Consider the following 21,555-nt stretch of genomic DNA (forward strand, 5'->3'; position numbering starts at 1 on the left):
AATTTGGATTGAAAGCCGCCTAACCGCGGACATTTCCCGCCCACAAAGGCGATCGCTTGCGCTCCTCCAAGGGACACCCCCTACTTCCGTCAGCTGACATTCCTATTTTTCAACCGCAACCGAAACCGCAGGGGCTCCCCCTGCTTTTTTCTTTTTTGGGGTGGTAAGGCGAAACAAAAAAGAGCACGCTCCGGAAATCGTGCTCCTTTAAGCAAGGCTCATTAAGCCGGCCATTTATGATAGATCAATACGTTTTGCTATACGAATCCTTCTTGGCCGCGTCGATTAACAGCAGAACGGCCGTTATCAGATGCATGATCATCCCGACGAACGGAATCCACGCGATACAGGACGTAATGATCCCGACGACGCTCCCCGCCTTGCCGGATCTTTCGTTCACCGAAATGACCAGCGTGACGATGTGCAGGACAAGCATAATGATCAGCGGCACCCAAGAGAGGGAAAGGACGATGAGTCCCCCCAGAAAGGGAATGCCCAATAGCGCTTCCAGTCCGCCCGTTATCCATTTCATTAGCTTTGACGTTGGCATCTGCAAGAACCTCCTAACGTTATCGCTTTCGCTTATCCATTAGAATATGACGAAGCAGCCGCACACTATACCAAACCGCCATGAAATATGCGTCAGCCCCTCCCGCTCCCTTCCCGGCACAACCGTTTACCTACCCGACTTCTTCCTCGCGCTTCGGATTTCTGCGGTATTCCGTCGGCGTCACGCCGGAAAACCGTTTGAACGTGCGGTTGAACGAACTCATCGTTTGATAACCGACGCTCGTCGCGATATCCTGCACCTTCATTTCCGTATTCATGAGCAGATCCATCGCTTTCTTGACCCGGAAATCGCCGACGAAATCGACGAAGTTGGTCCCTGTTCGATCTTTGAAATAAGTGGACAAATACCCGCCGGTAATGTTCAAATGGCCCGCTACAAGATCGAGCGTTATATCTTCCGCGTAATGCCGCTCCAAATAATCGTTCACGAAGCTGACGATCGGATCGTGCTCTTCCTTTTTCAGCCGGATCATGAGTGCGGCCTCGCCGACCACCGTTTGAAAATACCCTTCCAATTGCTCCATCGTTTGCAGCTGGGGGATCGCCCCCGGCATCCCGCTTACGGCGCGCGTATCCAGCTGCATATCGTGCAGCAGACGGACGATCTTGTCGGTCATCTCCTCGGCGAAGCGGTGAAAACGGAGCGTGCTCGCCTGCTTTTTGGCCATTTGCCCCATGATGCGCCGGAGCGATTGCAGGACAAGGCTTTCGTTGCCCTCGCGCAGATTGACGTTGATCTCCTGCTCGATTCCTCCGTTCAACAGGAACGGTTCCTCCTTGCCGTCGCCCCCGTAAAGCACTCTTGTTTCGTCGTCGAACGGTCGCTGCTTGACGCGCAGCAGCACTTCCTCATACGCCGCGGTCATCTGCGCGGAATGCTCGTAAACCGAGCTCACGGCAATCGTAAAGAAGCAGTACCCTTTGTCCGTCGCCAGCACCGTTCGGATGTGCTCCAGCATCTGCTTCCAGCGCTCGTCCTCCCCGTCCGCATATACGATCGAAAGAATTTGATTGGCTTCGATCTGAAACGTTTGCGCATCCTCGAATTCTTTGCCGATCGCCTGGTTCAAATATTCGCGGATGAAATAAGCCGCCCTCTCCTCCTCGCCGCGCATATCCTCCCAGAACGTCATTTTGAAGGTCAGCTGAAACAGCAGGAAGCGGAAAGGCTTGTTGTCGGCTTCCGCAGACGCGGCATCGCGGTTGTCGCTGCGTATTTTTTTCATCCTATTAATAAACGAATGGTAGCGCAGCAAGCTCTTCTTTTCTTCGAGATCGCTTAGCGCGTCCTTGTTAAGCTTCAGCATCCTGCCAATGTTCTCGCTGATGAGCTCGAATTCGCTGAAGGTCCCACCCGGCTCTTTTTTCTCGTTGAGGTGGCGGATCGATTCGACGATTTTTTTGACCGGATTGTTGAACCGCATGCTGAAAAACACGGAAGCCGCAATGCTGATAATAACCGAAACGATCAGCAGCGCAACAAGCGTTACATTGTACCGGAGCTGCGAGGAAATACGGTCGTCGGGAACGATGTTCACGTACGTAAAGCCGGTATTCGCCCCTTTTTCGTAAAAATAATAAAAATGATCGGTTTTCACCCAGTCCTTGCCCGGCTCCAGCTCGGGAAGCTTGCGCTCGCCCGTGGAATCGGACGTAAACACCGGCATCCCCTGCGGGTCGAGGATATAGAAGTTATCGTTGATGGATAGGTGCAGCGCTTGGTACAGCTGTTTGGCGTCGATGAAGGCGAGTATGACATACCCGGGATATACGCTGCTTTTAACCATATAAGGAATAACAAGACCGGTTCGCAGGACGGGCGGGATGCTGGACGCTTGTTCGAATTCGGCTGCCGGGTACAGCTTGAAGGCGAACGAGCTCTCGAATTCCTTTTGCCAGAACGCGTATGTAAAATTCGCATGGGTATAGTGCTCGCCAAACATGCCTTCGGGCGAGGCTCCGCGCGATTTTTCCAGAACGAGCGACAGCTTCTTATCGTAAACGAACAAATTGTTCAGGAACAGCTGCGGGTTGGACACCGTATTCTGCAAATCCGTCATCAGCTTGTACGTTTCCGTGTAATCGACCGCTTGCCGTCCGGCATTCTGGAAGTAGGCATTGCTCAAATACATGTTAAGCGCAACGTTGTTGAGCAGCTGAAAATATTGCTCGAAGCTGTTCGTCGTACTCGCCATGTTCGTGTTGTTGTATTTGAGGATTTCCTCATGGATGTCCTGGCGGAACAAACGGAGCGCAAACATATTGAACGAGACGAACAACAAAATAATGATCAAAAAATGAATAAGCAGCTTGACGAAAACGGAACGCATTTTCAATTTGACCTGCAGTGCGGTTCGCATCATACCGACTTTCCTCCCGATTTCGGTTATTACTTTTACGGAAACTGTGCAAATCTTCGAATCCTTCGCAAAATAACGCGGAATCGGCAAATTTGCCGATAGGCGTGCCCAGATCATTTTTATAATATAAGCTTGCACCCAAAAGCAAGAGGCAGTTTTTACAAATTTTTCTGAAGGGGGATCAAAGCCTTGGAAATGAAAGCGGAAACAAAGTCGTTGCCGGCAATCCGCGATAATGCCATACCTGATAAAAAGAAGGCTTTGTCCGCACGTCTGTGGAGAGAGCGCTATTTATTCCTGCTGCTTCTGCCGGGACTGGCGTATTTCATCGTGTACAAGTACGTTCCGATGGGCGGAAATGTAATGGCGTTTCAGGATTACAGCGCCTTCCGCGGGTTCTGGCACAGCGAGTGGGTCGGGTTCAAGCATTTTGAGAAAATATTCAGCGATCCCGAGGTCGTACGCGTGCTCTGGAACACGCTTTATCTTTCGTTCCTGCAGATTGTGTTCGCTTTTCCGATCCCGATTATATTGGCGCTCATGCTCAATGAGCTGAGGAACGACAGATTCAAGCGCATCATTCAATCGATCGTCTACTTGCCTCACTTCATTTCTTGGGTCGTCGTCATCGGCCTCGTTACCGTATTCCTCAAATCCGAAGGAATCGTCAATAAACTGCTCGGCCTGGCCGGCATCGAGGCGATCCCGTTCCTGCAGGAGCCAAGCTGGTTCATGCCGCTGATCGTCCTTGAAGTCATCTGGAAAGAGTCCGGATGGGGAACGATCATTTTCCTGGCCGCGCTGGCCGGGGTCGACCCGAATTTGTACGAAGCGTCCGTCATTGACGGCGCGAACCGCTGGAGGCAGATGTGGCACATTACGCTGCCCGCCATTCGAGGCACGATTGTCATTTTACTAATCTTGCGTCTCGGCAGCGTGCTCGATTCCGGCTTCGAACAAATCTTCCTTATGCTTAACCCGTTCAACAAAGATATCGGCAACGTGCTCGACACGTACGTGTATTACAAGGGTCTCGGCGAATCGGAGTACAGCTTCGGCACGGCGGTCGGCCTGTTCAAATCGTTCGTCGGCTTGATTCTGATTATGGGGGCCAACAAGCTGGCCAAACGATTCGGCGAAGAAGGCGTCTACTAAATCGTTAAAGAAGCTGTGTTAGGAGATGACACTATGGTCCGCAAAAAAAGCATATCCGGCATTACGGCTGATTGGCTGAATATTACCATTCTCGTTCTCGTTGCCTTGACGATGCTGTTCCCGTTCTACTACATGGTCATCGTCTCGTTTACCTCCTACGCGGAGTTCGTCAAGTCGGATCTGCTCCTCTACCCGAAAAGCTTCGTCCTCGACGCGTACGATTACATTTTCAAATCCAAAGCGTTCGTCCGCTCGCTAGGGGTAACGGCGTTCATCACGGTTGCCGGGACGTTCGTCAGCCTGCTATTCACCTCGATGATGGCTTATGCGCTTTCGCGTAACATTACCGGCAAACGTTTCTTTCTGTTTATCGTGCTGTTCACGTTTCTGTTCGGCGCGGGCCTCATTCCGACCTATATGGTCGTCAGCGCTACGGGACTGCTGAATTCGTACTGGGCGTTAATTATTCCAGGGGCGATCAACGCCTATACGCTGATCGTGATGCGGCAATTTTTCTTGAATATCCCTCACGAGCTGACCGAATCGGCGCTGATCGACGGAGCCAACGATTTGCAAATCTACGTGCGGATCATCCTTCCGCTTTCGAAGCCGGTTCTCGCCACCTTCGGACTGATGGGTGCAGTCGGGCATTGGAACACCTGGTTTTCCGCCATCATTTATTTGAGCGATCCGGCCAAATGGACCGTTCAGGTCATTTTACGGCAAGTCGTCATTCTGAGCCAGTCGTCCCATGTGTTAACCGAGGGCAATGAAGCGGCGCGCTCCGCTCATATGCCGCCTCCGGAGACGATCGGCATGGCTGCCATTCTCGTCGCCACCATCCCGATTCTGATCCTCTATCCGTTTCTGCAAAAGCATTTCGCGAAAGGGGTGATGCTCGGCTCCGTAAAAGGATGACGGGTCATACACGACTTTACCATTTCGGTTATGACAAGGATAAACGGCTTCGCCATCTAATAGTCGGCGCGTTTACCGGGAAATGGTACAATGAGGATCTACTTTCTGCCATTTTGAAAGGGAGGGCTTACTCTTGAAAACGAAACGTATAGCAGCAGTTGCATTATCCGCTACGCTCGCGATAAGCGTGGCCGCTTGTTCCAGCGGCAAAACGGGAACGACGGATACCGGAAAGGATGCCGGGGCGTCAACCGATCCCAAAAACAAAAAAATTACGGTTTCCTTGATTTCCGGAACATGGGAAAATCCGGTGCCGGGGCCGGATTCCGAAGCCGTCAAAAAAATAAACGAGAAGTTCAATATCGATTTCAAGCCGCAATACGTTCCATGGGACACTTATGACGAGAAGCTGACCGTCGTCATGGCTTCGGGCGATATTCCGGACATCATCGGCATGGAGCAGACGCATACGGATCCGAACTTCACCAAATGGGCGAAGCAGGGGGCGTTCCTTCCGCTTGACGAGTTTCTGAATCAATACGAATCGTTCAAGGCTTTTCCTAAGGAAGTTTGGAATCTGATGAAGGTCGAAGGCAAAACGTACGCGATTCCCCACTACTTCAGCCCGAAAGGCGGCAAACGGCCGGTCATCCGCAAAGACTGGCTGGATAAGCTCGGTCTCAAAATGCCGACCAACTACGACGAGCTGAAGCAGGTCGCCATCGCCTTCGCGAAGAACGATCCGGACGGCAACGGCAAAGCGGATACGATAGGCTTGGGGCTTGCCAAAGGCATCTATTACGGGGCGAATTTCGGCAGCTATTGGAGCGCTTGGACGCAGAAGAACGAGAGCGGCCAGCTGATCCCGGACATTACGCCGGGGGCCAAGGAGGTCGTCCAATTCCTGACCGATCTTCACAAGGAAGGCGCCCTCAAAAAAGACTGGCCCGTTACGAACTATAACGACGTGTTCAAGGAATTCAATGCAGGCAAGGTCGGCATTTGGTTCGAGCAGCCGGGCGCCGGCGGCATCGATTTCAAGACGCTGATCGAGAACGATCCGAAAGCGGAAGTCGTTCCGCTCCCGATATTCAAAAGCCCGGACGGCAGCCAAACGATCAGCGTCGGAACCGGCTACTACATGGACTACCTGATCAATGCCAAGCTTAAGAACGATCCAGAGAAGGTCAAACGCATTTTGGGCATGATCGATTATTTCCGCAAGTGGATCCCGGCCGACCAGCAAAATCCGCAAAACGAGTACTACGACTGGCTGAACGGCGGCGAAAACAAAGGCTACAAAATGGTCAACGGCGTACCGCAAAAAAATACGGAAACCCGCTCTTCCGTCGCGCCTAACGCTTACATCATCGCAGCGGGATGGGCGCCGAACGACGAGGATTTGGATCTGTTTATCAAAAACTCCAAAAACCCGGCCGAAAAAGCGTTCAACACGGCGATTGTCGACTATTTGAAAAAGACGCCGGGCAAGCTTAACCCGGTCACAATCGTCCAATCGGATTCCCCGGCTTATACGAAAAAGTCGACGGAGCTGGGCGACTTCCTCAAGGACGAGAAAACGAAAATGATCGTCGGCCAGAAGCCGATTTCCGATTGGGACAAGATGGTCTCCGATTATATGGCCAAAGGCGGCAAAGACGTCATCGACGAGGTCAACAAACTGATCAAGGACCGCGGACTGCAATAACGAAAGCGGCGGCTAGAACAACGGAAGGGGCTGTCCCATTAGTCAATTTGGGGATTCCCCCCTCTCCGACAACCATTTCCCTACCGAATAACGCCTCCATACCGACTTGCTTAGCAGGTTGGGGGCGTTATTTCCTGTTAATTGAAGAATCACTCATTTTCTGATACCCTTCCGGGACATTCCCGCTTTTTCGAATAAAAAAAAATTGCATGCAGAAACTATTCCCCAAGTATCCAATTGCAATTGCAATTGCAAAGGAGGAGTTTCTGATGACCGCAAGTACGCTCTCATGGTTTACTTACGGAGGCATCGTCGTCCTGCTGCTCGGAATAGCCGCCTCGTTTCTCGTTATGCGAAGACAGCAGCATCATCAAAAGGACAAACCGATGAGCAGCGTTACCGTCAAACATTCTATTTTGGCGAACCCATGATAATTGCCTATTACTGATCATCCCGATTTTCTTCATTATTGTGATGATTGTTAGCTATCTGATATAAGAAAAAGCGTTCTTGGCCGGTGCAACCCGACGAAGAACGCTTTTTCATTATAGGATGGCGATTCGTCAAGCATCGACTCCGGATCACCGGTTCATGACGATCTGCTGGCCTTCCGTAAGGCCTTTCTTGATTTCAACCTCCGTCGAGGTGACGAGTCCTTTGACGACGTCGACTTCTTTGCGGCTTTCCCCTTCGACGATATGCACGAAGTCGCGTCCCTGGTAGGAGCGCAATGCGACGCGCGGAATTTTGACGACGTCGTTCTTCTCCGACAGCACGAGCTTGAATTCCACGTTGTCGCCGAACGCCGCGCCGGCCGGAAGCGCATCGAACTGAAGCAGAAGCAGCCGCGAATTGCGCTCGGCTTCCGTCGTATTGAGCGTAAAGGGAGCCGAGGTCGGACTCTGCTTCACTATGCCCGAATACGTCTTGCCGCCGTGCGTCAGGCTGACCGGCATCCCTTTTGCCGCTTCGGTCAGCGATACGCTCGAGCCGAGCGGCGTCGTGTACGCGACCTCCTTGGCTCCTTCTTCCGCAATGCCGACGATTTCGCGGTAAGCGACCGCGCTGTTACCCGGACGCAAGGCGTCGACGAATGTCACGATGCCGTCTATCGGGGCATGCAGCTTAAGCTTCTCTTGGCGTGCCTTCATGCCGGTCAGACGCAGCTCCTCGATCTGCACGTTCATCACGGCGATTTTGATCTCGCCTTCGGCAGCGCCGGCTGCTTTCGCCTTTTCCAGCTCGGCGCGGACGTTTTCCAGCGTTAGCTGCTGCTTTTTAAAATCGAGCGCGAGTGTCCCCGCATCAAGCTCCATCAGCAGATCGCCTTTCTTCACGCGGTCCCCCGCTTTAACCGGCATCGCCGAGATTTTGCCGTCGATCGTATAGCTCACGTACTCCGTACGGCCCGGCACGATAACTCCTAGGCCGCTAATTTCGCTGGAAATATGGCCTTTCTTCACATCCAGCAATTCTACCTTGTCCTTGACGGGCTTTAGCAGCTCAGGCTTCGCTTGCTCCCGTGCCGGGAGCAGCCCGCAGCCGGCCACAAGGAGCATGACGGCCACCACGGTTCCCGCTTTTAACGTTCCGCTGTTCATTCTCACTGCGTCGCCCCCGTTTACGGGCGGCCTGTCGTGCTGTTCGGCTGTGGCTGTTGGCCGCGCTGTTGATGTTTGCCCGGCTGGCCGGATGAAACCTGGCCGCGAGGCGGATGCTGCTTCTGTCCATTCGCATGCTGCTGTTTGCCCGACGAATGCTGTTCTTTCCCCTGCTGGAACCGCTGTTTCGGCGACTGGTGCTCTTTGCCGGAATGATGTCCATGCTGCCCTTTTTGCGGCCGGTCCTGCCGTTCCTGACGCTCATGCCGGTCGTGAGGCTGCTGATGACGATCACGCGGTTCGCGCGATTCCCGATTTTGCTCTCTCGGTTCTTTCAGAGCGGCCCGCTGATGGTGCCTCTCGTCCCGAATATGCTCGCGCGGCGGCGTTTCCCTGCCTTCTCTTTCGGGGTCTTTGGGACGTCCGGCATCCTGGTTCTCTCTGGATTCCTTCTGCCCCCTGCTGTTCCACTCCTTCGGAACGATACCTTCGCTCGATTCCTGCAGCTCTTCGGATCCGCCGCCGCCATTCTGCAGCGGATGTTCGGGAAGCAGCTCGCCGTTCGCCTGACGCGCGTTTTTGACGTTCATTTTCTCGATAATAAAATAGGCGCAGCCGAAATTGCAGTATTCGTTCAAGTAATCCTGCACCGTCGAAAAGGAGAAATCCTTGCTGCCCTTGGCGTTCGCTTCCTTAAAAAAACCGCGCAGCCGCAGCTGATTATAGCCCCAATCGCCGACTACATAATCGTACCGTTCCAGCACGTCGCTATACCGCTCGCGAAATGCCTCCAGATTCCAGCCGTCTTTATTTTCGGCCAACAGCTCGTAAGTATTGCCTCCTACATGAAACAACCGCTATCCCTCCTATCTCGTCCCAAAAAGTGAAGTGATGGTTCACAGCTTATTCCGCCGGTTATTTATCGAACCGGACATTTTCCCCTCGTCGCCAGATCGATAGCCTTTCCGGCTTATTCCACGGTTCTTGCGAAGCCCCACAGCTACTCCTAACCACCGGATAGAAGGCCTGTACGGCTTTTTCCATCCAACGGCGGTCGCTCCTTCGCTATACGTCTTCCTTTATAGAAGTCACAACTTATTGTGTTTTACTTCGATTATTCGATTCCATGTGGTGGACCCGGTACTCATTCAGATAACGAAATGGAAACAGCCGGTCCATGTTCTTGTCTGGGTACTCTCTAGTCCAACCGTAATAGGCTATAGTGAAGCTTGGTTCACTATTAGTGAACTAAACTTCCTTATTTCCGGTTATTTAGGCGCCTTCGCATCCAATAGTGAAGCAAACATCGCTATTTTTCCAGGAAGTTCACTATTAGTGAACTTTCCTTCACTATTGCCCTCAAAATCGCCCAGCAACCAACAGATAGTGAACTTTAGTTCACTATTTGTTACCTTAAGTTCACTATTCTAAGCAAACGCGCTTATAACGCTTCGTGCTACGCGCCTGGTGCTACATGTTGCCATACACACCCTCAAGAATCCGCATAATGCCTGTTCGCTGGTAAGTGTTCAACTAACCGCCGCCCAAACGCCGTCTCGCTGCTTCCCAGACTCACACCTAGAACACGAGACTCCACGCCGGTTGGTGGAAGTTCAATGAACCGCCGCCGAACGTTCACCGTCCCTCTACGTCCCCGACGCACACCAAAGCACACGAGGCTCCACGCCGGTTCGCGGAAAGTTCAACTAACTCTCGCCGCCGAGCATTCGCCGTTCTCGCTGCGCCCCAGACGCACACCTAGCACACGAGATTCCACGCCGGTTCGCGGAAGTTCGACTAACTCCCGCCGTCGTACGTTCGCCATCTCGGCAGCAGCAGCTTTAAATGAGCGTCTCCACCGCCGACTTTACTTGTTCATGCGCGTGGTAAGAGCTCCGTACAAGCGGCCCCGACTCCACATGGCTGAAGCCGCGTTTCACGCCTTCCGCTTTGAGCTCGGCGAATTGCTCCGGCGTGTAGTACTGCTTGACCAGCAAATGCTGCAGCGAAGGCTGCAAATATTGGCCGATCGTCATAATATTGACATCGACGGCGCGCAAATCGTCCATCGTCTGCAAAATTTCGTCCCAGGTTTCCCCGACGCCGACCATGATGCTCGACTTCGTCGGAATCGATGGCGCCATCTCCTTGGAGCGGCCAAGCAATTCCAGGGACCGGCGGTATTTCGCCTTGGAGCGTACGCGGTCCGACATGCGTTCGACCGTCTCGATGTTATGGTTCAAAATATCCGGATTCGCATCGAGCACCGTGCGCAGCGATTCCGCACTGCCCATAAAATCGGGGATCAGCACCTCAACTCCGCACATCGGCAGCTTCCGGCGAATCGCAAGGATCGTTTCGGCAAAAATCGCCGCACCCCCGTCGGCCAGATCGTCTCTCGCAACCGAAGTCACGACGCAGTGGCGTAAGCCCATCTGCTCCGCCGCTTCCGCCACCCGCTCCGGCTCCTGGAGATCGAGCTCGGTCGGCAGCCCCGTTTTGACCGCGCAAAACCGGCATGCCCGCGTACATATATCGCCCAAAATCATAAACGTCGCCGTCCGGTTCGCCCAGCATTCGTGAATGTTCGGACATTTCGCTTCCTCACAAACCGTATGCAGCGTTTTGGAGCGCATCATTTTTTTAATTTCCGTATAATTTTCATCCGTTGTAAGCTTGATCTTCAGCCATTCCGGCTTCCGGCCGATCCGTTCTCTTGGCATCCCTGGAACCCGCTTTCTCTATAGGTTGGTCATTGCGTCTTTCCCGCTATTATAGCACGAAAACGGGACCAAGGATAAACGGCAGCACCTTTCTTTCGGAAAAGTGCGGCTGAACGGCAGGCTATACGTAAAGCGGCGCTTCATCTTTCGCATCGGTACTTTCATTGTACGATGCGCTAAGCCGAAAAAAACGGCAGCCGTTGTTGGAAAAGGTGTGATTTTGTTCGATTTCGAAGCTAAGTATGGTACACTTATTAACGATAGATAACGTGTGCATGACCGATTCACGCTCGCTGCTGCAAGGCTGGTCTTTGGCTATTATGCGATACGGGAGTTTGGGAAACCCGGGGGCAGCTGCTTTAGGAAACTTACATACAACCGTGGCTTCCTGACCGGCAGTCACGATTTCGGGGGAGGCGCTTTACATGGAACTGGAACAAATACCGGCATCCGTTCGGGAAAAGGATGCGCGGCTTGGGGCCATCCTACGGGAGATGGGCCGGGTTATGGTCGCTTTTTCGGGCGGCGTAGACAGCTCGTTCGTGCTCAAAAGAGCTCAGCAGGAGCTCGGGGATCAGGTGCTTGCGGTCATTGCCGCATCCGAAACGTTCCCGTCACGCGAATTTGACGCCGCGGTCAAGCTTGCCGAGGAGTTGGGCGTCCGCATTCATAAAACGGAAGTAAAGGAATTCGAAAACGCAAGCTTCGTCGCCAACAACCCGGACCGCTGCTATCATTGCAAAACAGGCTTATACGCCCATCTGCAAACGATTGCTGCCGAGCTCGGCTACCCGTTCCTGCTTGACGGTTCCAATGTCGACGATCTGGGCGATTACCGGCCGGGCCTCAAGGCCAAGAACGAGCAAGGCGTCCGCAGTACGCTGCAGGAGGCGGGCTTCGTGAAGCAGGAAATTCGCCAGCTGGCCAAAGAGCTCGGGCTGCCGGTCTGGAATAAACCGTCCTTCGCCTGCTTGTCCTCGCGTATACCTTACGGAACCAAAATCGAAAAATACAAGATCGACCAGCTCGACGAAGGAGAAGCATTCCTCCTATCGCTCGGCCTGTATCAGGTACGCGTCAGACATCATGACAAAATCGCGCGGATCGAGGTCATGCCGGAGGAAATCCATAAGGTGATCGAGCATCGCGAATCGATTTTCGAGAAATTTAGTTCGCTCGGCTTTACGTACGTCACGCTGGATTTGGCGGGCTACCGGACGGGAAGCATGAACGAGGTGCTCAGCCAAACGACCAAACAGAAGGTGAAGGAAGCGTCCCTATGACCGAGTTGGAGCAGTTATTATTAAAAGTTCAGAGCGGCGAGCTGCAAATTGACGAGGCCAAAAAGCAAATGCAGCCGCTGCTCTCCTCCGGCATCGCCGACCTCGGCTTTGCCCAGATCGATACGGAACGCGAAAAGCGGACCGGCTTTCCCGAGGTTATTTTCGGGGAAGGCAAGTCGGCCGAGCAGATAGCCGCCATTTTCGCGAAGCTGATGGAGCATGCGGACCGGGTGCTTGCAACCCGGGTCGATGCGGATAAAGCGGAAGCGGTGGCCGCCCAGCTGAAGGGCATCACCTATCACCCTGCGGCAAGAGCGCTGACCTGGTTCAAAAAGCCGATTCTTCGCGTAAGCAGCGGCTATATTGCGGTCGTATGCGCCGGAACCTCCGATCTGCCCGTGGCCGAGGAAGCCGCGCTGACCGCCGAATGCATGGGCTCGCATGTCGAACGCGTATACGACGTCGGCGTTGCCGGCATTCATCGGCTGTTCAACCGGCTTCCGCTTATCCGCGGGGCGAGCGCCATCGTCGTCGCAGCCGGTATGGAAGGCGCGCTGGCCAGCGTGCTCGGCGGCCTTGTGTCCAAGCCTATCGTCGCGGTGCCGACAAGCATCGGCTACGGCGCAAGCTTTCAAGGCGTCGCCGCCTTGCTCGCCATGCTGAACAGCTGCGCCCCCGGCGTTACCGTCGTGAATATCGACAACGGCTTCGGAGCAGGCTATGCCGCAGGCATTATCCATAAAAATATCGCCAACCAACAGGCAGCGAAATAAGCTGACCATTATCGATAAAGGATGGGGAATCGATGAAAATCGTCTACTTGGATTGCTTTTCCGGCATTAGCGGCGATATGACGCTAGCCGCCCTGGTCGATGCAGGCGCCGACCGCGATTATGTGGAGAGCGAGCTCGCCAAAATCCGGATCGAGCCTTTTGCGCTGGAATGGAAACGGGTCAATAAACGCGGCATTTCCGCACTCAAAATGGACGTTGCGATCGAACCGGGCGCAGCCCCGACGCATCACCGCCACTATACCGATATCGTCAAATTAATCGAAGGCGCAGGGTTTAACGATCGGGTGACTGCGCTCAGCTTGGCCATTTTCCGGAAAATCGGCATCGCCGAAGCCAAAATACACGGCATCCCTGTGGAAAAGGTGCATTTCCACGAAGTCGGCGCCATCGATTCGATCGTCGACATCGTCGGCGTTGCGCTCGCTCTCGACTCCATCGGCGCGGACAAGATCGTTAGCGCGCCTGTACCGCTCGGTTCCGGCACCGTAAAATGCGACCATGGTATTTATCCGGTTCCGGCCCCTGCCACGCTTGAAATGATGAAAGGACTGCCGATCGCGCCGTCCTCGCATCGCATGGAGCTGACCACTCCGACCGGCGCAGGCATCGCCTCGGGCATCGTCGATGAATTTGCAAGCGCGCTGCCGGCAATGATCGTCGAATCCGTCGGCTATGGCGCCGGCACCCGCGACTTGCCTAATCACCCTAATGTGCTGCGGGTTGTCATCGGCAGCGCGGATACGCATTTAACCAAGTGCTCGCCGCCGCTCATTCATCTTGCGCAGGATGCCCCTCAGCCGCAGGAGCACCACCACCATCACCATCCGGCAACCGGGGGCCACAGCCATTCGCATGATCACGATCACGGCCACAGCCACTCGCATGATCACGATCACGGGCATCACGGCCACAGCCACTCGCATGATCACGATCACGGGCATCACGGCCACAGCCATTCGCATGATCACGATCACGGGGATCACGGCCACAGCCACTCCCATGATCACGATCACGGGAATCACGGCCACAGCCACTCCCATGATCACGATCACGGGGATCACGGCCACAGCCACTCCCATGATCACGATCACGGGGATCACAGCCACAATCACTCGCATGAGCCTACGGTCCGGGACAATACCGTTCTGTAAATCCTTGCATGTGCCGCAACCAACAAAAATCAGCCCTTCGACGAATCGAACGGGCTGATTTTTTATTGATCTTCCTCCGCGAACTTCATCCGAGCCGCCTCGTACACCGCTTTAAGCGGAACGCCGTGCCGCTTGGCCGCTTCCTCGCAGTCTTTGAACTCCGGCGCATATTGAACGAGCTTGCCGTCATGGTAGCCGGCTTTCACGCTAATGACACCCCATGGCGTTTCCACCTGCCGAAACTCGCGTCCCAGCCGGTGACAGGTCGCGTGCATATACCGCAGCCCTATCGTCGTCGTTTCGGCAAAAATGATATCCTCCATCGGAGAAAGGCTCCGCTCGTCGACAAGTACGTTCAGCATCAGGCCCGGACGGCCCTTTTTCATGATGATCGGAATCCACCAAACGTCATTCGCCCCTTGCTCCAGCAAGCGATCCGTCACATACGGGCAATGCTCGGGATTCATATCGTCGATATTCGCTTGAATCACGATCATCTGTCCGTCGCGATGCTCCTCTCGGTGCGCAAATGTCATCGTATGCACCCCCGTTCAACCGTTTGTTATCATATTAGCAGAACGGGTAAGGAGCGTCCATTGCGGATAAATCCATTACTTATAGCCGTTAATGGCGAACAGCGCTTCGTTGCCGAGCAGCAGCTGGATTGTGAAATAGAGCACCGGAGACATCAGCAGAACGGCGAACAAAATAATGACGATCGGCAAGCCCGAGTATGAAGCCGTTTGTTTATGATTCGTTTCCAGGTTTGTCATGCGAAATCATCTCCGTTTCGTGAAGTTGTGCCTCGCTAGAGGCTTTTCATACTTCAACTATAACGTGCGACTGTATGCATGACTGTGATAAAAGTCACAGGTCAGCTGGCAATCCTGTGTCTAATCGGTTACGCCGACAAACCGTTCCGCTGCGTCTTCTACTTTTGCGGCGTGTACTTTTGCAGAGTTTCTTTGATACGGCGGCTGACAGCTTCGACATCAAGCCTCTCGGCCGGCTTATCGGCCAATTTATAAGCCTGCTTCAGCTTCAAAATTCGATACACGCTTTCATCCACGCGGCTCATGGAAAGCTTGCCGTCCTCTACATTTTTCTTGAGCGTGCGGAGAACTTCCGTCTCCTTCTCGTTGTCGTGAGCGACAAGCACGATATCGGCTCCGGCTTGTACGGCGCGGACAGCAGCTTCGCCTATCGCATAATTTTGCAGAACGGCTCCCATGGTCATATCGTCCGTGATGACGACCCCGTCGTAGCCGAGCTCCCCCCGAAGCAAATCCGTGATGACGCCTTTGGATAAAGAAGCCGGGTAGGATTCATCCAGCTTCGGCAGCAAAATGTGCGCGACCATGACCGCCTCCGCCTTGTCCTGAATTGCACGAGCAAACGGCACGAGTTCGAGCTTTTTAAGCTCTTCCTTGCTTTTATTTACCACCGGAAGCGCCCGATGCGAATCGACCGAAGTATCGCCGTGCCCCGGAAAATGCTTCACGACCGGCACGACGCCACCGGAACGAATACCTTGCATCGTCGCAATACCAAGCCGGCTGACCAGGTCCGCACTCGGACCGAAGGAACGGTCCCCGATAACCGGATTTTTCGGATTGCTGTCAACGTCCAAGACCGGCGCGTAATTCATATTGAAGCCGAGCCCCGATACCTCTTCAGCCAGACGCGCTCCGATCTCGGCCGATAATTCGGTTTTACCGATCTGACCGATCGCACGGTTTGTCGGGATAGCGGCGAACGCGGCCGGAAGTCGGTTGACCCTTCCTCCTTCTTGATCGACGCTTAGCCATAAGGGAGCAGCAGCGTTAGCACTTGCATTCGCCGCCTTCAGCGTATTCAGCAGCTTACTCGTTTGGTCGGCACTGGCGATATTGTCCTTAAAAAGAATAAATCCGCCTACTTTATGTTTGAAAATCATATCCAATGTTTGGTTGTCGGCTTCCTTCCCCTCCAATCCGACGATGACGAGCTGTCCGATTTTTTCGTCGAGCGACATTTGTTGCATCTTCAGTTTCAGCGGATCGGGCTTGGCCGTAGGCGTCGCGCTCGGCGACGGCGCACTCGTACCGGGAGTGCCGGCGTTATTGCCCGCGCTTCCCGTTTGCGCTCCCTCCGACGGGGTGTTTTTTGCTCCGCCAAGCCCCGCACAGCCGGTCAACGCTATAGCCGCAGCGGCTACGGCAGCCATGAAGCTGAGCCTCATTTCCCGCATTCTGTTTCCCTCCTTCGCACTTGAACCTTGCACCATCATAACAAAATTGTTTCCATCCTGCCGCGCATCCATGACTTCTTCAAGAAAAGCGTAATAAAAATCCGAGGCCGACACATCCTATAAATGGCGAATACGAGCGTTCAACCAGGAGGACAACCGATGAAGCAAATGTTAACGCAGTGCCGCATGGCGCTGCGCGTCATTGCCGTTTATACGCTGATTGTCGCATGCGCCGCTTGTCCGGCCGTTACCGCCGCACCTTCAGCCCCGGCGAATCCAGCCCAAACGCTGGCCGAAAGGAAAGACCTATTCGATAAAGTGAGCGCGCTCACCGGCATCCCGTGGTACAGCCTCGCGGCGATCGATCAATACGAACGAACGATGAATAGCGCCAAAAAAAGACCTGTTCGCGAAGGCGCCCTGATCGCCATCTATTACCCTGAGCCGGAATGGGCGGGGTATTTGAATCCCGATCAAGAGGATCAAAGCCTTCATTCGATCGCTTTTTTCGGAGGCAGGGGCAAGGACGGATCCGGCGACGGCCTCGCGGATCGCCAGAACGATATGGATGTTCTGTATACGATGGCAGACTATATGCTTGGCTTCGGAACGAACAAAGACGATTTCGGCATCGGGCTTTGGGAATATTATCAGAATTCGCGCAGCGTCGAGCGCATCCAGCAGTTTTCCGCCATCTATGCAACATTCGATACGCTGGAGCTAGGCAAGCATGCTTTCCCGCTCCCTTTAAGCGCAGAATACTCCTACCGAAGCACTTGGGGAGCGAGCAGAGGCTGGGGCGGATTCCGCATTCATGAAGGAACCGACCTTTTTGCAGGCCACGGCGTACCCGTCCGGAGCACCTGCTACGGCATTATCGAGGAAATGGGCTGGAACCCTTACGGCGGATGGCGCATCGGCATTCGTGATCTGAACGGCACCTATCACTATTTCGCACACCTTTCCGGCTTCGACAAAAAGATCAAAACAGGCGATGTGCTGAAGCCCGGCCAGGTCATCGGCTGGGTCGGCAGCTCGGGCTACGGCAAACCGGGCACGCAGGGCAAATTCCCTCCACATCTGCATTTCGGGATGTACCGCGACAGCGGCCTGGCGGAGTGGTCGTTCGATCCCTATCCGCATCTGCGCAAATGGGAGCGGGAAGAACAGAACGAGTCCCGCAAGCCAACGAAATGAACGGACGCAAACCGCACCTTATGGCGCGCGGTTTGCGTCCGTTTTTCATTCTTTTGCCGGGGCTCCGGCTCCTTCGCCGGCTTCGGCGGCTCCGGTTTGCCCTTGCACGGCGCCGGATTGCACGGTCCCTGTGCCGCCGCCCTGCGACATTTTCAAATTCGGCAGCGACACGTTCGGCGGCAGCGGAGCGGAATTCCCAAGCGGGTTGCCCTTGTTATCGAAATAATACATCGGCGTATCCCCGACGACGAGCAAGTACGATATCGGCAGCTTCGTCTCGACGATTTCCGGCTCCGAATCGAACGGGATGATCACCGATACCTCGGCAATAATCCGAATGTACACCTCGACCAAAATCATATTAATGCCCGCGTTCTGGTACTGCGTGTTCAGATCGACCTTGACATTGCCGGCCGGCACGAGCCGAACCGGAATATCGGGCCCGAACGAAGCGAGGATCGGGCTGTGCATCGCCTGGCCGAGCGGTATATGCTCCGGAATGCTCGACAGCTTATCAAACAACCCCTGTACGGTGTTGATCGTGTCTGCAGTTATTTTCATATGCTCGGCATAATTAAGCATGAAACCGGTCGTTTTGCCGTTGTTGTCCTTCTGCCATTGGATCAGCTTTTCGAAGTTGGTGCCGGTTGCAATCCGGTCCGAAATGGCCGCATTGATCGATTGCGTAGCAATTTGTTTAATACGGACCTTGGCCAAATTCATCAGGGGCGGCATCAGGTTTCGCTCGATGTATATGTACGATTGAAGCGTCAGCAGCATCATAAGAATGGTTACGAAAAATACGATACGGCGCCGCTTTCCCTTTTTTGGCGCACGGCTGCGGAATCTGCGCTTGTACATCGGAGTTCCTCCCGTCGGCATGGCATAGGCCGGCAAACAATGCCCGAAGACCGGCCAAGTATCGTCTACGTATACGTATGCGCCGCCGCGTCAAAAAAGACGAGTTCCAGCCGGTCACGTTCAACCTGTCGGCCCCCCGGTTCTCCCCCACGCAGGGCGCTGCACAAGTTCTCATCGAACGGGATATTCGGTTATAATACAGGGTAAAACCGAAGAGGAGCAGATGAAATGCCGCATATCGTCATAAGAGGAATTTCTGCCGAGAGGGTGCAGACTGTCAGCAAACCGCTCATCGAGCAGCTCGCTGAAATATGCCAATGCGGGACCGATAATTTTATTATCGAGTGCCTGCATACGACCGCGATTACGGACGGGGAAATTACGCCCTCCTTTCCGTTCATCGAAGTCGGTTGGTTCGAACGGGGACAGGAAACGAGAAACCGTTTCGCCCAAGCGCTGGCCATCAACCTGCAGCTGCTTGACGTTCCGGAGCTGGAAATCGCTTTTCGCGCCTACCGTGAGGACAGCTACTACGTAAACGGCAAGCTTATCGGCGAGTGAACGGTAAGTTTATGCCGCTTACGCAAAAAGCCTTGTTCCCCTTCAATAGCGGGACAAGGCTTTTCAGATTGCGTACCGTCATCGGGTAGCTCTCTTCTCTTCCTGGCTGACGATCTGCTGCAGAAGCTCCATGAGCTGCGGCTTCAATTCCTCCCGCTGCAGCCCCATTTCGACGATCGCTTTCATATAGCCGAATTTATCGCCGATGTCGTAGCGCTGCCCCAACAGCTCCATCGCCAGCATCCCTTCTCCTGCCGCGAAGACGCGCAGCGCGTCCGTCAACTGGTACTCATTCCCCGCGCCTCTCTCCAGCTTTTGCAGAACGGGAAAAATCGTCGGCTTCAAAATGTACCTGCCCATAATCGCGATTTGCGAAGGCGCTTCGCCGCGGGACGGCTTTTCGACGAGATCGCGCACGTTGTAGAGATGGTTCTTCATGAGCTCCGCCGAAATAATGCCGTATTTGCTCACGTCTTCCTCCGGCACCCGCTGAACGCCGACGACGGTGCGGTCATATTCATGGTAAGCCTGAATCATCTGCTTCAAGGCTGGAGGATCGGACACCATAATGTCGTCCCCAAGCAGGACCGCGAACGGTTCATTTCCGATAAACTGCTCCGCGCATGAAATGGCGTGTCCGAGACCGAGCGGCTCCTTTTGCCGGATATAATGAATGTTGACCATGTCGCTGATCTGCTCGACTTCTTCAAGAAGATCAAGCTTGCCTTGCTCCCGAAGCGTGTACTCGAGCTCGAAGGATTTGTCGAAATGGTCTTCGATCGCTTTCTTGTTGCGCCCGGTTACGATCAAAATGCTTTCGATGCCGGACTGAACAGCCTCTTCCACGATATATTGGATCGCCGGTTTATCGACGATTGGCAGCATTTCTTTAGGCTGGGCTTTCGTTGCGGGCAAAAACCTCGTGCCCAGGCCTGCTGCGGGAATGACCGCTTTGCGAATCTTCATGTCTTTCCACTCCTTCATAAGGGTAGTTTATAGGTTTCGGCTCGCGTTATTCCACTTTTATCATTATACCGCACCTCTTGGTCCGCAACCAATAACGCCTGGACTGCATAGTGCGTTAGGGAACCGCTCATGCCCGTCCCTCGGGAAGCGCCTGTAACGACTCGCCTTCCAACTTCGGAACTTTTTTTGAATCATCGAGATGTCCACTCCCTGCATAGGCTTACTTACATAAAGAAATCGCGCACTTTCCCTATACCGTCCTTCTTAACTCCGCTTGTGGGTTAGCCGAATGTTCGCTGTATGCGACGGCAAACCGCCTTCATTCCGCAACATTTTAGGTGCCTTGCATGTCTATGTATATAACTTCCATATAAAGGAGTGTGTGGTTATGAGGAAATTTTCTTTCGTAACGGGCTTGCTTGTCGGTGTCGGGATTTCCGCATGTACGGTAGCTTTTGCTTCCGATAGCATTCAGGCGTTCCTGTTTCCCAGTAATGTGACGATTCATATGAACGGCGAAACGAAAGCGCTTAACGTTTACGACGAAGATCCCGTCATCAACTACAACAATAAAACGTACATTCCCCTGCGCCTGTTTGCGGAATCGATGGGAGCGACGGTCTTCTATCAGAACGCTTCACCCGAATCGGGAGACCGGCATCAAATCGACATTTTTACGACCGCCGGCAAGCTTGCCCGCCTGGAGGACCCGGAAGGCAATCTCAGCATCGACCAGCTTTCCGTCAAGACCGGCATCGACCAACAAAACGGCTTCGTCTCCGGTATCGTAACCTTCCATAAAGACATGACTAATAAAGCGATTGAAATCGAAGCGTACGACAGCAACAAGAACAAAATCGGGGCGACGGGAGAAATCAGCGTCGACGGAAGCGAGCCGTGGCAGGCGGGAGATGTACGTGTAATCCAAGCGCCGTTGTTCACCAGCGGAACTGCGGATTCCTACCGGGTTAGGGTGAATGACGGATGGGCCCTAACGACGACTCGCGGATATGTTGACGGAATACTCGCCGAAGAAGCGGGCGTCTCCTTCGGCAAGGGCAAAGTTAGCGAGGACGGCACATCGATTATTTCCAATCTGCAATTCAAAAACAGCGGCAGTCATGCCATCGCCATCTCCCCTCTCCAAATCGAATACCAAATCCTGAAAAAAAATGGCGAGAAGGAAGAGGTGGTATTCCGTTATACCGTGCCCCCTCTTGAAGGGAAGGTCCCCGCAGAATCGTGGTATACCGCGCGTCTACCTAAGTGGAGCATGCAGGGCTCGGACTCCCCCGGCACGTACGTCGCACGCATTCTCGTTCCGCAAACGCTCTCTTATACGGCAGAAGGCAGCGCCGAATCCAAAAGCATAATCAGCTTATCCAAGTTCACCAGCTGGGAATACGAGCTGGATCCGGCGTCTGCCGCATCGGAAGGTAAGGACTCATAAAAGTTGCCGCCGTAGTCCGGAAATGGC

General features: G+C 53.9%; 20 protein-coding genes. 10 read left to right on the top strand and 10 right to left on the bottom strand.

Annotated features, from left to right (window positions below):
- Positions 1-244: 244 nt before the first annotated feature.
- Both ACKGJP_RS29165 and ACKGJP_RS29170 read right to left on the bottom strand, forming a co-directional pair.
- Positions 245-550 carry a hypothetical protein gene (locus ACKGJP_RS29165; protein WP_409342279.1) on the bottom strand — a complete coding sequence of 102 codons (306 nt, stop codon included), beginning with the start codon at positions 548-550 and terminating at the stop codon, positions 245-247.
- A 130-nt stretch (positions 551-680) separates the two neighbouring features.
- Positions 681-2,933 carry a helix-turn-helix domain-containing protein gene (locus ACKGJP_RS29170; protein ID WP_409342280.1) on the bottom strand — a complete coding sequence of 751 codons (2,253 nt, stop codon included), beginning with the start codon at positions 2,931-2,933 and terminating at the stop codon, positions 681-683.
- A gap of 192 nt (positions 2,934-3,125) precedes the next feature.
- Here ACKGJP_RS29170 and ACKGJP_RS29175 point away from each other — a divergent pair, with 192 nt between their 5' ends.
- The 4 genes from ACKGJP_RS29175 (at position 3,126) to ACKGJP_RS29190 (ending at position 7,142) form a co-directional block, all read left to right on the top strand.
- Positions 3,126-4,085, top strand: a complete 960-nt coding sequence (locus ACKGJP_RS29175) for an ABC transporter permease (RefSeq protein WP_409347286.1) — start codon at positions 3,126-3,128, stop codon at positions 4,083-4,085.
- Positions 4,086-4,118: 33 nt separating this feature from the next.
- The gene (locus ACKGJP_RS29180; protein ID WP_409342281.1) at positions 4,119-5,003 is read left to right on the top strand and encodes a carbohydrate ABC transporter permease; all 885 of its coding nucleotides are present in this window, start codon (positions 4,119-4,121) and stop codon (positions 5,001-5,003) included.
- Between the two features lie 133 nt (positions 5,004-5,136).
- The gene (locus ACKGJP_RS29185; protein ID WP_409342282.1) at positions 5,137-6,711 is read left to right on the top strand and encodes an extracellular solute-binding protein; all 1,575 of its coding nucleotides are present in this window, start codon (positions 5,137-5,139) and stop codon (positions 6,709-6,711) included.
- A gap of 269 nt (positions 6,712-6,980) precedes the next feature.
- Positions 6,981-7,142 (top strand): LPXTG cell wall anchor domain-containing protein, encoded by a 162-nt coding sequence (locus tag ACKGJP_RS29190; protein ID WP_409342283.1) that lies wholly within the window; start codon positions 6,981-6,983, stop codon positions 7,140-7,142.
- A gap of 150 nt (positions 7,143-7,292) precedes the next feature.
- On the opposite strand, the gene ACKGJP_RS29195 is transcribed toward ACKGJP_RS29190, so the two are convergent.
- The 3 genes from ACKGJP_RS29195 to lipA all read right to left on the bottom strand — a co-directional run bounded on the left by ACKGJP_RS29195 (position 7,293) and on the right by lipA (position 11,035).
- Positions 7,293-8,312, bottom strand: coding sequence for an efflux RND transporter periplasmic adaptor subunit (locus ACKGJP_RS29195; protein ID WP_409347287.1), 1,020 nt, complete (start codon positions 8,310-8,312; stop codon positions 7,293-7,295).
- 20 nt (positions 8,313-8,332) lie between these two features.
- The gene (locus ACKGJP_RS29200) at positions 8,333-9,166 is read right to left on the bottom strand and encodes a YutD-like domain-containing protein (RefSeq protein ID WP_409342284.1); all 834 of its coding nucleotides are present in this window, start codon (positions 9,164-9,166) and stop codon (positions 8,333-8,335) included.
- Between the two features lie 987 nt (positions 9,167-10,153).
- Positions 10,154-11,035 carry a lipoyl synthase gene (lipA, locus tag ACKGJP_RS29205; RefSeq protein ID WP_409342285.1) on the bottom strand — a complete coding sequence of 294 codons (882 nt, stop codon included), beginning with the start codon at positions 11,033-11,035 and terminating at the stop codon, positions 10,154-10,156.
- Positions 11,036-11,460: 425 nt separating this feature from the next.
- Between lipA and larE the strand changes: the two genes are divergently transcribed.
- The 3 genes from larE to ACKGJP_RS29220 are packed head-to-tail and all read left to right on the top strand — an operon-like array spanning position 11,461 to position 14,263.
- Positions 11,461-12,318, top strand: a complete 858-nt coding sequence (larE, locus tag ACKGJP_RS29210) for an ATP-dependent sacrificial sulfur transferase LarE (protein WP_409342286.1) — start codon at positions 11,461-11,463, stop codon at positions 12,316-12,318.
- Entirely contained in the window at positions 12,315-13,091 is a 777-nt protein-coding gene (larB, locus tag ACKGJP_RS29215; RefSeq protein ID WP_409342287.1) for a nickel pincer cofactor biosynthesis protein LarB, read from the top strand. Before larE ends, larB begins: the two co-directional genes overlap by 4 nt.
- 32 nt (positions 13,092-13,123) lie before the next feature.
- Positions 13,124-14,263, top strand: a complete 1,140-nt coding sequence (locus ACKGJP_RS29220; RefSeq protein ID WP_409342288.1) for a LarC family nickel insertion protein — start codon at positions 13,124-13,126, stop codon at positions 14,261-14,263.
- Positions 14,264-14,325: 62 nt separating this feature from the next.
- Here the strand turns inward: ACKGJP_RS29220 and larC are convergent, their stop codons facing one another.
- The 3 genes from larC to nagZ all read right to left on the bottom strand — a co-directional run bounded on the left by larC (position 14,326) and on the right by nagZ (position 16,493).
- A complete protein-coding gene (gene larC / locus ACKGJP_RS29225; protein ID WP_409342289.1) occupies positions 14,326-14,799 on the bottom strand; it encodes a nickel insertion protein in 474 nt (157 codons plus the stop codon).
- 75 nt (positions 14,800-14,874) lie between these two features.
- On the bottom strand, positions 14,875-15,036 hold the full coding sequence (locus tag ACKGJP_RS29230; RefSeq protein ID WP_409342290.1) for a hypothetical protein: 162 nt from the start codon (positions 15,034-15,036) through the stop codon (positions 14,875-14,877).
- 158 nt (positions 15,037-15,194) lie between these two features.
- Positions 15,195-16,493, bottom strand: coding sequence for a beta-N-acetylhexosaminidase (nagZ, locus tag ACKGJP_RS29235; protein WP_409342291.1), 1,299 nt, complete (start codon positions 16,491-16,493; stop codon positions 15,195-15,197).
- A gap of 168 nt (positions 16,494-16,661) precedes the next feature.
- Here nagZ and ACKGJP_RS29240 point away from each other — a divergent pair, with 168 nt between their 5' ends.
- Positions 16,662-17,690 (top strand): M23 family metallopeptidase, encoded by a 1,029-nt coding sequence (locus tag ACKGJP_RS29240; protein ID WP_409347288.1) that lies wholly within the window; start codon positions 16,662-16,664, stop codon positions 17,688-17,690.
- A gap of 45 nt (positions 17,691-17,735) precedes the next feature.
- Here the strand turns inward: ACKGJP_RS29240 and yunB are convergent, their stop codons facing one another.
- Positions 17,736-18,551: a sporulation protein YunB gene (gene yunB, locus ACKGJP_RS29245; protein WP_409342292.1), complete on the bottom strand. Its 816-nt coding sequence runs from the start codon at positions 18,549-18,551 to the stop codon at positions 17,736-17,738.
- A 228-nt stretch (positions 18,552-18,779) separates the two neighbouring features.
- Between yunB and ACKGJP_RS29250 the strand changes: the two genes are divergently transcribed.
- The gene (locus ACKGJP_RS29250) at positions 18,780-19,112 is read left to right on the top strand and encodes a DUF1904 family protein (protein ID WP_409342293.1); all 333 of its coding nucleotides are present in this window, start codon (positions 18,780-18,782) and stop codon (positions 19,110-19,112) included.
- Between the two features lie 78 nt (positions 19,113-19,190).
- Here the strand turns inward: ACKGJP_RS29250 and galU are convergent, their stop codons facing one another.
- Positions 19,191-20,078 (bottom strand): UTP--glucose-1-phosphate uridylyltransferase GalU, encoded by an 888-nt coding sequence (gene galU / locus ACKGJP_RS29255; RefSeq protein ID WP_409342294.1) that lies wholly within the window; start codon positions 20,076-20,078, stop codon positions 19,191-19,193.
- Positions 20,079-20,466: 388 nt separating this feature from the next.
- Between galU and ACKGJP_RS29260 the strand changes: the two genes are divergently transcribed.
- Positions 20,467-21,528 (top strand): stalk domain-containing protein, encoded by a 1,062-nt coding sequence (locus tag ACKGJP_RS29260; protein WP_409342295.1) that lies wholly within the window; start codon positions 20,467-20,469, stop codon positions 21,526-21,528.
- Positions 21,529-21,555: the final 27 nt, after the last annotated feature.

The sequence above is a fragment of the Paenibacillus litoralis genome (genome assembly GCF_046244365.1).
Taxonomy (GTDB): domain Bacteria; phylum Bacillota; class Bacilli; order Paenibacillales; family NBRC-103111; genus Paenibacillus_V.

Excerpts from the sequence above, each read along its gene's own strand:
- ACKGJP_RS29165 (WP_409342279.1), bottom strand. The coding sequence starts at position 550 with ATGCCAACGTCAAAGCTAATGAAATGGATAACGGGCGGACTGGAAGCG.
- ACKGJP_RS29170 (WP_409342280.1), bottom strand. The coding sequence starts at position 2,933 with ATGATGCGAACCGCACTGCAGGTCAAATTGAAAATGCGTTCCGTTTTC.
- ACKGJP_RS29175 (WP_409347286.1), top strand. The coding sequence starts at position 3,126 with ATGAAAGCGGAAACAAAGTCGTTGCCGGCAATCCGCGATAATGCCATA.
- ACKGJP_RS29180 (WP_409342281.1), top strand. The coding sequence starts at position 4,119 with ATGGTCCGCAAAAAAAGCATATCCGGCATTACGGCTGATTGGCTGAAT.
- ACKGJP_RS29190 (WP_409342283.1), top strand. The coding sequence starts at position 6,981 with ATGACCGCAAGTACGCTCTCATGGTTTACTTACGGAGGCATCGTCGTC.
- ACKGJP_RS29195 (WP_409347287.1), bottom strand. The coding sequence starts at position 8,312 with ATGAACAGCGGAACGTTAAAAGCGGGAACCGTGGTGGCCGTCATGCTC.
- lipA (WP_409342285.1), bottom strand. The coding sequence starts at position 11,035 with ATGCCAAGAGAACGGATCGGCCGGAAGCCGGAATGGCTGAAGATCAAG.
- larE (WP_409342286.1), top strand. The coding sequence starts at position 11,461 with ATGGAACTGGAACAAATACCGGCATCCGTTCGGGAAAAGGATGCGCGG.
- larB (WP_409342287.1), top strand. The coding sequence starts at position 12,315 with ATGACCGAGTTGGAGCAGTTATTATTAAAAGTTCAGAGCGGCGAGCTG.
- ACKGJP_RS29220 (WP_409342288.1), top strand. The coding sequence starts at position 13,124 with ATGAAAATCGTCTACTTGGATTGCTTTTCCGGCATTAGCGGCGATATG.
- larC (WP_409342289.1), bottom strand. The coding sequence starts at position 14,799 with ATGACATTTGCGCACCGAGAGGAGCATCGCGACGGACAGATGATCGTG.
- ACKGJP_RS29230 (WP_409342290.1), bottom strand. The coding sequence starts at position 15,036 with ATGACAAACCTGGAAACGAATCATAAACAAACGGCTTCATACTCGGGC.
- nagZ (WP_409342291.1), bottom strand. The coding sequence starts at position 16,493 with ATGCGGGAAATGAGGCTCAGCTTCATGGCTGCCGTAGCCGCTGCGGCT.
- ACKGJP_RS29240 (WP_409347288.1), top strand. The coding sequence starts at position 16,662 with ATGTTAACGCAGTGCCGCATGGCGCTGCGCGTCATTGCCGTTTATACG.
- yunB (WP_409342292.1), bottom strand. The coding sequence starts at position 18,551 with ATGTACAAGCGCAGATTCCGCAGCCGTGCGCCAAAAAAGGGAAAGCGG.
- ACKGJP_RS29250 (WP_409342293.1), top strand. The coding sequence starts at position 18,780 with ATGCCGCATATCGTCATAAGAGGAATTTCTGCCGAGAGGGTGCAGACT.
- galU (WP_409342294.1), bottom strand. The coding sequence starts at position 20,078 with ATGAAGATTCGCAAAGCGGTCATTCCCGCAGCAGGCCTGGGCACGAGG.
- ACKGJP_RS29260 (WP_409342295.1), top strand. The coding sequence starts at position 20,467 with ATGAGGAAATTTTCTTTCGTAACGGGCTTGCTTGTCGGTGTCGGGATT.